The following is a 10428-nucleotide window of genomic DNA, read 5'->3' on the forward strand; positions in this document are numbered from 1 at the left end:
AGGGGGGGGGGGGGAGGGGGGGGTGGGGGGGGGGGGGGGGGGGGGGGGGGGGGGAGTAGCACCCCCCCCCCCCCCCCCCCCCCCCCCCCCCCCTTCGCGCTGTCTCGACTACAGCGCGCTGAAGCCCACCTTGCGCGCCGTGGGCTCGCCGAGCTCCACGTACGCGAGACGGTCGGCCGGGACCAGGACCTTGCGGCCGTGGTCGTCCACGAGGCTCAGCAGCGCCGACTTGCCGGCCAGCGCCTCGGACACCGCGTGCTCGACCTCCTCGGCGGTCTGACCGCTCTCCAGAACGATCTCGCGGGGCGCGTGCTGCACGCCGATCTTGACCTCCACGGCTTTGTCCCTCCGACGGTCAGTGAAGTGCGCGTTCCTCCGCGCCGTACGCAGCACACATTAGCCCGGTGAGGGGACGTACACGTTCCGTCCGACAACGCCATCAGCGAACAGCGGACGGGAACAAACGCGCCCGCCGTACGTCAGTGGGATTCGCTGCCGTGCAGCGGGAAGCCGGCGATGCCGCGCCAGGCCAGCGACGTGAGCAGCTGGACCGCCTGGTCGCGCGGCACGCTGCGGTCGCTGTGCAGCCAGGAACGGGCCACCACCTGGGCCAGTCCGCCCAGCCCGGAGGCGAGCAGCATCGACTCGGCCCGGGACAGGCCCGTGTCCTCGGCGATCACGTCGCAGATGGCCTCCGCGCACTGCACCGTGACCCGGTCCACGCGCTCGCGCACGGCGGGCTCGTTCGTCAGGTCGGACTCGAAGACCAGCCGGAAGGCGCCGCCCTCGTCCTCGACGTACGCGAAGTAGGCGTCCATAGTGGCGCGGACGCGCAGCTTGTTGTCGGTGGTGGAGGCCAGCGCCGTGCGCACCGCTTCCAGCAGGGACTCGCAGTGCTGGTCCAGGAGGGCCAGGTACAGATCGAGCTTGCCCGGGAAGTGCTGGTACAGAACCGGCTTGCTGACACCCGCCCGCTCGGCGATGTCGTCCATCGCGGCCGAGTGGTACCCCTGGGCGACGAAGACTTCCTGAGCCGCGCCGAGGAGCTGGTTGCGTCGGGCACGGCGCGGCAGGCGTGTGCCCCGCGGGCGTGCTGCCTCTGTCTGCTCGATGGCTGTCACGCCGCCTCCCAAAATCGTCCACATGCGGTGTGCGCCGCGCCGCCATCGTACTTTTCGGTAACCCCGGTGTGCGCGCCACGGACGCACAATTTCACGGACCGGACAGGAGCGATAGCCGCGCAGACCTCGTCAAACGGGGGCAGGGCGGTCAGGGGGCCCACCTCCCTCTCACCGGTAGTCGTCCTCGTCGAGGGAGACGACGCGGGCCTGCTCGGCCAGGTCGGCCTCGTTGGCGCTGCCGGGATCGGCACCGGTCAGCGGTTCGTCGCGGCTCGGGGCCACCTCGGTGTGCTGCTCTGCGGCGTCGGCCTCCGGGGTCTCCTCGTGGATCCGGGCGGTCGACTGCTCGTCCTCGAACGTCTCCGGATCCGTGGGGTCGATGGCCATGGCGGGCTCCCTTCCTGAAGCTTCCTCGAACGCCCTGCGGTGCGAAGCAGGGGCCACATATGGGTGCCCTGTTTCGAGCCTAGGAGACACCTGATCCGAACGCGATGCGATTCGGGGACCGGTCGAGATGCGATTCGGGGACCGGGTCGAGATGCGATTCGGGGACCGGGTCACGATGCGATTCGGGGACCGGTTGCTCAGGATGCCGGATGCCGGATGCCGGTGGCGCCGGTCGTGCCGGTCGTGCCGGTGGCGCCGGTCGTGCCGGTCTCACGCTGCCGATCACCCCGAACGGCCGGAACCGGGACCTCGTGAGCTGTGACCGCGAACACGTGAGCCACTGCGTGATCGTCTCGTAACATTGCCCGCATGTCTTCGACCGAGCTGCCGTCCGTGCTGGCCAACACCGTGACGCCCAGGGTCGGTTCCGTGCGGGTCGCCGAGGGGGAGCGGCTGCGTTCGGTCGGCCTGCCGGGCGTCACGCTCACCGTCCGGTCGAGGCCACCGGCCCGGGAAGGGCTGCCGCCTGCCCTGTACGTGCACGGACTGGGCGGGTCCTCCCAGAACTGGTCGGCGTTGATGCCGCTGCTCGACGGCGTCGTGGACAGCGAGGCGCTCGATCTGCCGGGCTTCGGCGACTCCCCGCCGCCGGACGACGGCGACTACTCGCTCACCGGGCACGCGCGCGCGGTCATCCGCTATCTCGACGCCTCCGGGCGTGGCCCGGTGCACCTCTTCGGCAACTCGCTGGGCGGCGCGGTCGCGACGCGCGTCGCGGCCGTACGCCCCGATCTCGTCCGCACCCTCACCCTGGTCTCGCCCGCGCTCCCGGAGATCCGCGCGCAGCGCTCGGCGTGGCCGACCGCGCTGCTGGCGCTGCCCGGCGTGGCGCCCCTGTTCACCCGGTTCACCAGGGGCTGGACCGCCGAGCAGCGCGTACGCGGGGTCACGGCGCTCTGTTACGGAGACCCCACCGTGGTCACGCCCGAGGGCTTCCGCAACGCGGTCGAGGAGATGGAGCGGCGGCTGGCCCTTCCCTACTTCTGGGACGCCATGGCGCGGTCGACCCGCGGCCTCGTCAACGCGTACACGCTGGGCGGCCAGCACGGGCTGTGGCGGCAGGCCGAGCGCGTCCTCGCGCCGACGCTGCTCGTCTACGGCGGCCGCGACCAGCTGGTGGGATTCCGCATGGCCCGGCGGGCGGCCCGTGCCTTCCGCGACTCGCGGCTGCTGACGCTGCCCGACGCCGGGCATGTCGCGATGATGGAGTATCCCGATACGGTGGCCACGGCATTCCGTGAACTTCTGGTCGACTCGGGCGAGCTGGACGGGTCTTCGGTCACGGACGCCCCGGCCGCGAAGGACGGGGTCGGCAACGCGGGCGCGGGGAGCTGAGGCGGGGCGTGGGACGGCACAGCCGCCGCGGGCGGGCCGACAGGGACGGCGCCGCCGGCGGGAAAGCCGGCGAACAGCCGGCCGCTCCGAGAGTGACCGTGCCGGTGGCCGGCGCCGCGGGACAGGCCCCGGGGGCCGGGACTCCGCCGCGGGGAATGCCCCGGATGCCGCAGGGCGCGCCCGCGCAGGGGGCGCCGCGCCTCCCGGACGGTACGCCCGCCCATGGGGTACCTCGTTTTCCCGACGGCACGCCTGCTCACGGGGTGCCGCGTTTCCCCGATGGGACGCCTGCTCACGGGGTGCCGCGGTTCTCCGAAGGGACGCCCGGCCGTGGGGCGCCGCGCCTCGACGACGGCACGCCTGCTCACGGGGTGCCGCGTTTCCCCGACGGGACGCCCGCTCACGGGGTGCCGCGCCTTGCCGACGGCGCGCCCGCGCAGGGAGTGCCCCAGGCGCGGGGCGGGCATCCCGAGGCCCGGGAAACCGGCGGCGGGTGGGGCGAGTTGAGGATGGGCGCGCCGGCCGCCGCTGTCGCGGCCGGGCACGCGACGGCTCCCGCCGTACCGCATACCGCACCCCTGGGCGTCCCCCGTGGCATGCCGCAGGGCGAGCCGGCCGCCGGACGGTCCGGCCCCCGCGTACCGGCACCGCGGCGGGAGGCCCGCGGGGGCGGCCCGCGGCAGGCCTACCTCGACGCCTTCGGCGGGGACGACGGCGACCACGCGCCGCGCGGAACAGGCGGGCCCCCGGCCGGGGCCGCCGAACCGGACACCGGTGCCGGCCACCCGGCGCTGCCGGAGAAGACCAGGAACGGCAAGGGGTGGACGTTCGCGGGGATCGCGGCCGCCGCCGTCACGACCGTGCTGGCGGTCGTCGTGGCCGGACAGGCCGCCGCCGGACGCGAGGACGGCAGCGTGCGCCCGCAGGCCGCCGGGGGCGGTGACCGGGACGCCAGGGACTTCGCCTCCCGCGGTGACCACCGCCCGACGCCCTCCGTGACGCCGAGCGTGGTGCCGCTGACGTACGACCAGAAGATGGGTGAGAAGTACGCTCTCGGGGCGAAGCTCAAGGGGTCCGGGAAGTTCGACGCGGTCCTCGGCTTCGACAAGGCGCCGGGCAAGGGGCGCAAGTACACCTACCGGGTGGACGTGGAGCAGGGGCTGGGGCTCGACCCCGAACTCTTCGCCCAGGCCGTGCAGAAGACCCTGAACGACGACCGGAGTTGGGCACACGGCGGGGCCCGCACCTTCGAGCGGATCTCCTCCGGGAAGCCCGACTTCGTGATCACCCTGGCGAGTCCTGGCACCACGGCCGAGTGGTGCGCGAAGTCCGGACTCGACACCACCGAGGACAACGTGTCGTGCGATTCGGCGGCCACCGAACGCGTGATGATCAACGCCTACCGGTGGGCCCAGGGATCGAAGACCTACGGTGACCGGATTCACTCGTACCGGCAGATGCTGATCAACCACGAGGTCGGTCACCGGCTCGGCTTCGGCCACGTGACCTGCGGCAAGGACGGCGACCTCGCTCCCGTCATGCAGCAGCAGACCAAGTTCCTCGACCATGACGGAATCCACTGCAAAGCCAATCCCTGGCAGTATCCCGGGAGTTGACAGGGGCCGCCCGGGTCGCGTTGACATCAGGCGAAAGTTCGTTCATATTTCTCCGCATGTCGCCTCGTCACACCTCCGGATGCGCCGCCCTTGAGCTGGCGCTCATCGGTGTGACCGCGCTCTGCGTGGCCGACATTCACTGTCGCTGACGCCCGCCCCCGGCGCGTGCGTCGCGTTTCCCCTTCTGGGTTTCGTCTGTCCTTCACGGCCGTTCTCTCGACGCGCTTCTCGACGCCCGGGGCGAGCTCTGCTCACGTTCGTCTCACTCTGTGTCGTGACGTCTCGCCATGCGAGACAATTCCCGAGAGGTCGTCTTCCGATGCGTCAACCGTCCCTCATAGCGCGCCGTGTGGCCGCGGTGTCCGTCAGCCTGGCCGTGGCAGCGGGTGCCGCCGCCTGCGGCCCTGAGGACAACGATGCCAAGAGCACCGGAGGCGACTCCACGCCGCAGAAGGGAGGCACGCTGACGGTCCTGAACGCCAACCCGCAGGAGGACTTCGACCCGGCGCGCCTCTACACCTCGGGCGGCGGCAACGTCCCCTCGCTCGTCTTCCGCACCCTCACCACCCGCAACCGCGAGGACGGCGCCGCCGGCGCCGAGGTCGTCCCCGACCTGGCCACCGACACCGGCCGCCCGAGCAAGAACGCGACGGTCTGGACGTACACCCTGAAGAAGGGCCTCACGTACGAGGACGGCAGCGCGATCACCTCCGCCGACATCAAGTACGGCATCGAGCGCTCCTTCGCGGCCGAACTCTCCGGCGGTGCGCCGTACCTGAGGGACTGGCTGATCGGCGGCGCCGACTACCAGGGGCCGTACAAGGACAAGGGCAAGGGGCTCGACTCGATCGAGACGCCGGACGAGCGCACCATCGTCTTCCACCTGAACAAGCCCGAGGGCGAGTTCCCCTACCTCGCCACGCAGACCCAGTTCACGCCCGTGCCGAAGGCCAAGGACAACGGCACCAAGTACGAGGAGCACCCGGTCTCCTCGGGCCCGTACAAGGTCGTCAAGAACGAGAACGACGGCGAGCGGCTGGTCCTGGAGCGCAACACGCACTGGTCCGCGGCGACCGACGAGGAGCGCAAGGCCTACCCCGACAGGATCGACGTACGGTCCGGACTCGACTCCTCCGTGATCAACCAGCGGCTGTCGGCGTCCCAGGGCGCGGACGGCGCCGCCGTCACCACGGACACCAACCTCGGCCCCGCCGAACTGGCCAAGGTCTCCGGCGACAAGGAACTCGCCTCGCGCGTCGGCACCGGGCACTTCGGCTACACCGACTACATCGCCTTCAACCCGAAGGTGAAGCCGTTCGACAACCCGAAGGTGCGCCAGGCGATCTCGTACGCCGTCGACCGCTCCTCGGTGATCAACGCGGCCGGCGGTTCCTCGCTCGCCGAGGCCGCGACGACCTACCTGCCCGACCAGAAGTCCTTCGGCTACACGCCGTACGACCACTTCCCGGCGGGCAGGTCCGGCAACGCGGCCAAGGCCAAGGCGCTGCTCGAGCAGGCCGGTCACAAGAACGGGCTCACGGTCACGCTGACGCACTCCAACGCGAAGGACTTCGAGACCAGCCCGGAGATCGCGACCGCCATCCAGGACGCCCTGAAGAAGGCCGGGATCACGGTCAAGCTCCAGGGCCTGGAGGACAACGACTACTCGGACACGGTCCACAGCGCGAAGACCGAGCCCGGCTTCTTCCTCGCCCACTGGGGTGCCGACTGGCCCTCCGGCGGCCCCTTCCTCGCCCCGATCTTCGACGGACGCCAGATCGTGAAGGACGGCGCCAACTTCAACACCGGCTTCCTCGACGACAAGTCCGTCAACGACGAGATCGACGCCATCAACAAGCTGACCGACCTCGACGAGGCCGGCGAGCGCTGGGGCGCACTGGACAAGAAGATCGGCGAGCGGGCGCTGACCGTGCCGCTGTTCCACCCCGTCTACAAGCGGCTGTACGGCAAGGACGTCAAAAACATCGTGATCAGCGACTGGACCGGCGTGCTGGACATCTCCCAGGTCGCGGTGAAGTAGACCGATGAGTGAGGCCCTGGTGGCCTCGGAGGCCGCCTGGACGGATCCGTCCGTCCCGGCGGTTTCGGGGGCCCGACAGTTCTGGCGGCGGCTGCGTGCGCAGCGCGCCGCCCTCGTCGCGGCAACCGTCGTGGCGCTGCTCGTCCTGGTCGCGCTCGCCGCGCCGCTCCTCACCGCCGTCGAGGGCCAGGACCCGACCACCTACCACCCCTCGCTGATCGACTCGGAGCGCGGCGGCGTTCCGCTCGGCTCCTTCGGCGGTGTCAGCGGCGGCCACTGGCTCGGCGTGGAGCCGCAGACCGGGCGCGATCTCTTCGCCCGGCTGGTGTACGGCGCCCGGGTCTCGCTCGGGGTGGCGCTCGCGGCGACCCTGGTGCAGGTCCTCATCGGCGTCGTGGTCGGCGTCGCCGCCGCCCTCGGCAGCAGGTGGGTCGACCAGCTGCTCAGCCGCGCCGCCGACGTCATCATCGCGATGCCGCTGATGATCGTGTCCCTCGCGCTGCTCGCGATCGTGCCGGGCAGCTTCCCGCGGCCCGTCCTCGTCGCGCTGATCATCGGTCTGGTGGCCTGGGGCTCGATCGCGAAGATCGTCCGCGCGCACACCCTGACGCTCAAGGAGCTGGACCACGTGGCCGCCGCCCGGCTCAGCGGCTGGGGCTCCTGGCGGGTCGCCCGCCGCGAGCTGCTGCCCGCGCTCGCCGCACCCGTCATCACGTACGCCGCCCTGCTCGCCCCCATGAACATCACCGTGGAGGCGGCGCTCAGCTTCCTCGGCGTCGGCGTGAAGCCGCCGACGCCGTCGTGGGGGCAGATGCTCACCGCGGCGGACGTCTGGTACCAGGCGGCACCGCAGTACCTGCTGCTGCCCGCGGGATCGCTGTTCGTCACCGTGCTCGCCCTGACCGTGTTCGGGGACGGCGTGCGGACGGCGCTCGACCCGCGCGCGGCCTCCCGGCTGCGCGTCGGCACGGGACGCAGGCGGGAGGCCAAGGCATGAGCGGCCTGCCCTTCTCGTCCGGCTTCGCGGGATTCGCCGTGCGGCGGCTGGCCGGTGCCGCCGTCACCCTGCTCGCGATCACCGTCATCATCTACGCGGTGTTCTACGTCGCTCCGGGCGACGTCGCGCAGATCACCTGCGGCCCGCGCTGCTCGCCCGCCCAGGTGCACCAGGTGGCGGAGCAGCTGAAGCTCGGCGACCCGCTCTACCTGCGCTACTGGCACTTCCTCCACGGCGTCCTTGCCGGTCAGGACTACTCCACGGGCACGTCCGTGCAGCACTGCGACGCGCCCTGCCTCGGACTCTCGTACCAGAGCGACCAGCAGGTCACGCAGCTGATCCGGGCGAAGCTGCCGGTCACCCTCTCCCTCGTGCTGGGCGCCATGGTGCTGTGGCTGATCCTCGGCGTCGGCACCGGAGTCCTCTCCGCGTGGCGGCGCGGCCGGCTCAGCGAGCGGGTGCTGACCGGCATCACACTCGCCGGCACCGCCACGCCGGTCTTCGTCATCGGGCTGGTCCTGATGATCGTCGTGTGCGGGCAGCTGCGGTTGCTGCCCTTCCCGCAGTACGTGCCCTTCACCGAGGACCCCGAGCAGTGGGCCTGGAACCTGCTGCTGCCGTGGCTCGCGTTCGCGCTGATCGAGGCCGCCAAGTACGCCCGGCTGACCCGCGCCTCGATGCTGGAGACGCTCGCCGAGGACCATGTGCGCACCTTCCGCGCGTACGGCGTGGGGGAGAAGTCGATCATCGGGCGGCACGCCCTGCGCGGGGCGCTCGCACCCGTCATTGCCCTGAGCGCCAACGACTTCGGTTCGGCGATCGGCGGCGCGGTGCTCACCGAGACGATGTTCGGCCTGCCCGGACTCGGGCGCGAACTCGTGCACGCGGTGAACGTCGTCGACCTGCCGGTGGTCGTCGGCATGGTCCTGGTGACCGGCTTCTTCGTGATTGTGGCCAATGCCGTCGCGGACGTGCTGTTCGCGGTGGCGGACCGACGGGTGGTGCTCGCATGAGCCTGGAAGAGACGGACCGGCGTCCAGCCGGGGCCGCCGGGAGTTCTGGCGGAGCGGACGGCAGCCTCGTCGAGGTCGGGGACCTCTCGGTCGCGTTCGGGGAGCTGCGGGCGGTCGACGGCATCTCCTTCCGGCTGGAGAAGGGTGCCGCGCTGGGCCTGGTCGGCGAGTCCGGCTCCGGCAAGTCCACCGTCGCGTCCGCGCTGCTGGGACTGCACCGCGGCACGGGGGCGCGGGTCGGCGGGGTACTCCGCGTGGCCGGTGTGGACGTGGAGACGGCCTCCGACGACGAGCTTCGCCGGCTGCGGGGCGGGAAGGCTGCCATGGTCTTCCAGGATCCGCTGTCGTCCCTCGACCCGTACTACGCCGTCGGTGACCAGATCGCCGAGGTGTACCGGGTGCACACGCGGGCGTCCCGGCGGGCGGCACGCGCGCGTGCCGTCGCCGTGCTCGACCGGGTCGGCATTTCCGACGCCGCACGCAGGGCCCGCTCCCGCCCGCACGAGTTCAGCGGCGGCATGCGGCAGCGTGCGCTGATCGCCATGGCCCTGGCCTGCGAGCCGGACCTGCTGATCGCCGACGAGCCGACCACCGCCCTCGACGTGACCGTCCAGGCCCAGATCCTCGACCTGCTGCACACGTTGCGGGAGGAGACCGGGATGGGGCTGCTGCTGGTCACGCACGACGTCGGCGTCGCGGCCGAGAGCGTGGACGACATCCTCGTGATGCGCCACGGACGCGCCGTCGAGCACGGCACGGTGGGTGCGGTGCTGGGGTCGCCGCGCGAGCCGTACACCCGGGAACTGCTGGGGGCGGTTCCGCGGGTGGACGAGCCGCGGGGGCGCGTGGGTGTCCCGGGGCCGTCCGGTGCCCCACTTGCCGTCGGCCCGGCGCCGACCGGCGAGCTCGTGCTGGAAGCGGTGGGGCTGCGGCGCGAGTTCGGCCGCGGCAAGGGCCGGGTCACGGCGGTGGACGACGTGTCGCTCGCCGTCCACCGGGGCGAGACCCTGGGGATCGTGGGGGAGAGCGGCAGCGGGAAGACGACGCTCGGCCGGATGCTGGTCGGCCTCCTGGAGCCGACGGCCGGATCTGTCCGCTACGAGGGGCGTACCCGCTCCGGCGTCGGCCCGGCCGTGCAGATGGTGTTCCAGGACCCGGTCTCCTCCCTCAACCCCCGGCGCAGCGTGGGCGAGTCGATCGCCGATCCGCTACGGGCGCGGGGCGAGCGGGACGAGGACCGGATCCGGGGGCGCGTACGGGACCTGCTGGAGCGCGTGGGTCTCGAACCGGCGCACTACGACCGCTATCCGCACGAGTTCAGCGGCGGACAGCGCCAGCGGGTCGGCATCGCGCGAGCCCTCGCCGCCGAACCGCGCGTCATCGTCTGCGACGAACCGGTCTCCGCGCTCGACGTGACCACGCAGGCTCAGGTGGTCGCCCTGCTCGGCGAGCTGCAACGGGAACTGGGCCTCGCGCTGGTGTTCGTGGCGCACGACCTCGCGGTCGTGCGCCGGGTCAGCGACCGGGTAGCGGTGATGCGGCGCGGTCGCATCGTCGAACAGGGACCGGTCGACGAGGTGTACGAATCCCCGCGGGACCCCTACACCAAGGAGCTGCTGGCCGCCGTGCCGGCGCTCGACCCGCAGATCGCCGCCCGGCGCCGGGCGGCCGGCCGACAACTGGCCGCAGCCTGACCGAGCGTGGCGCCGTGATCCCTTAGCGCGACCGAACGCCGCCCGTGCGGGAAAGTCACGACCGTTCACCCCTTCTGGTGGGGGGGGGGGGGGGGGGGGGGGGGGGGGGGGGGGGGGGGGGGGGGGGGGGGGGGGGGGGGGGGGGGGGGGGGGGGAGGAGAGGT

General features: G+C 72.1%; 10 protein-coding genes. 7 read left to right on the forward strand and 3 right to left on the reverse strand.

Annotation, left to right across the window (positions count from 1 at the left end; genetic code table 11):
* Positions 1–108: 108 nt before the first annotated feature.
* The 3 genes from AC069T_RS17915 to AC069T_RS17925 form a co-directional block, all read right to left on the reverse strand.
* Positions 109–336, reverse strand: coding sequence for a DUF3107 domain-containing protein (locus AC069T_RS17915; RefSeq protein WP_358850194.1), 228 nt, complete (start codon positions 334–336; stop codon positions 109–111).
* 143 nt (positions 337–479) lie between these two features.
* A complete protein-coding gene (locus tag AC069T_RS17920; protein ID WP_476752396.1) occupies positions 480–1121 on the reverse strand; it encodes a TetR/AcrR family transcriptional regulator in 642 nt (213 codons plus the stop codon).
* A gap of 168 nt (positions 1122–1289) precedes the next feature.
* Entirely contained in the window at positions 1290–1508 is a 219-nt protein-coding gene (locus tag AC069T_RS17925) for a hypothetical protein (protein ID WP_476752395.1), read from the reverse strand.
* Positions 1509–1877: 369 nt separating this feature from the next.
* Between AC069T_RS17925 and AC069T_RS17930 the strand changes: the two genes are divergently transcribed.
* The 7 genes from AC069T_RS17930 to AC069T_RS17960 all read left to right on the forward strand — a co-directional run bounded on the left by AC069T_RS17930 (position 1878) and on the right by AC069T_RS17960 (position 10264).
* On the forward strand, positions 1878–2903 hold the full coding sequence (locus AC069T_RS17930; protein WP_478783660.1) for an alpha/beta fold hydrolase: 1026 nt from the start codon (positions 1878–1880) through the stop codon (positions 2901–2903).
* A gap of 8 nt (positions 2904–2911) precedes the next feature.
* Entirely contained in the window at positions 2912–4519 is a 1608-nt protein-coding gene (locus tag AC069T_RS17935; RefSeq protein ID WP_478783661.1) for a DUF3152 domain-containing protein, read from the forward strand.
* A gap of 56 nt (positions 4520–4575) precedes the next feature.
* The gene (locus AC069T_RS17940; protein WP_358850189.1) at positions 4576–4668 is read left to right on the forward strand and encodes an Ms4533A family Cys-rich leader peptide; all 93 of its coding nucleotides are present in this window, start codon (positions 4576–4578) and stop codon (positions 4666–4668) included.
* Between the two features lie 170 nt (positions 4669–4838).
* On the forward strand, positions 4839–6560 hold the full coding sequence (locus AC069T_RS17945) for an ABC transporter substrate-binding protein (protein WP_478783662.1): 1722 nt from the start codon (positions 4839–4841) through the stop codon (positions 6558–6560).
* 4 nt (positions 6561–6564) lie between these two features.
* Positions 6565–7557, forward strand: coding sequence for an ABC transporter permease (locus AC069T_RS17950; protein ID WP_478783663.1), 993 nt, complete (start codon positions 6565–6567; stop codon positions 7555–7557).
* Positions 7554–8570 (forward strand): ABC transporter permease, encoded by a 1017-nt coding sequence (locus AC069T_RS17955; RefSeq protein WP_478783664.1) that lies wholly within the window; start codon positions 7554–7556, stop codon positions 8568–8570. The genes AC069T_RS17950 and AC069T_RS17955 overlap by 4 nt, the downstream gene beginning before the upstream one ends.
* Positions 8567–10264, forward strand: coding sequence for a dipeptide ABC transporter ATP-binding protein (locus tag AC069T_RS17960; protein WP_478783665.1), 1698 nt, complete (start codon positions 8567–8569; stop codon positions 10262–10264). Before AC069T_RS17955 ends, AC069T_RS17960 begins: the two co-directional genes overlap by 4 nt.
* The last annotated feature ends 164 nt before the right edge of the window (positions 10265–10428 follow it).

Source organism: Streptomyces sp. NPDC043867, from assembly GCF_056435845.1.

Excerpts from the sequence above, each read along its gene's own strand:
- AC069T_RS17925 (WP_476752395.1), bottom strand. The coding sequence starts at position 1,508 with ATGGCCATCGACCCCACGGATCCGGAGACGTTCGAGGACGAGCAGTCG.
- AC069T_RS17930 (WP_478783660.1), top strand. The coding sequence starts at position 1,878 with ATGTCTTCGACCGAGCTGCCGTCCGTGCTGGCCAACACCGTGACGCCC.
- AC069T_RS17940 (WP_358850189.1), top strand. The coding sequence starts at position 4,576 with ATGTCGCCTCGTCACACCTCCGGATGCGCCGCCCTTGAGCTGGCGCTC.
- AC069T_RS17945 (WP_478783662.1), top strand. The coding sequence starts at position 4,839 with ATGCGTCAACCGTCCCTCATAGCGCGCCGTGTGGCCGCGGTGTCCGTC.
- AC069T_RS17950 (WP_478783663.1), top strand. The coding sequence starts at position 6,565 with ATGAGTGAGGCCCTGGTGGCCTCGGAGGCCGCCTGGACGGATCCGTCC.
- AC069T_RS17955 (WP_478783664.1), top strand. The coding sequence starts at position 7,554 with ATGAGCGGCCTGCCCTTCTCGTCCGGCTTCGCGGGATTCGCCGTGCGG.
- AC069T_RS17960 (WP_478783665.1), top strand. The coding sequence starts at position 8,567 with ATGAGCCTGGAAGAGACGGACCGGCGTCCAGCCGGGGCCGCCGGGAGT.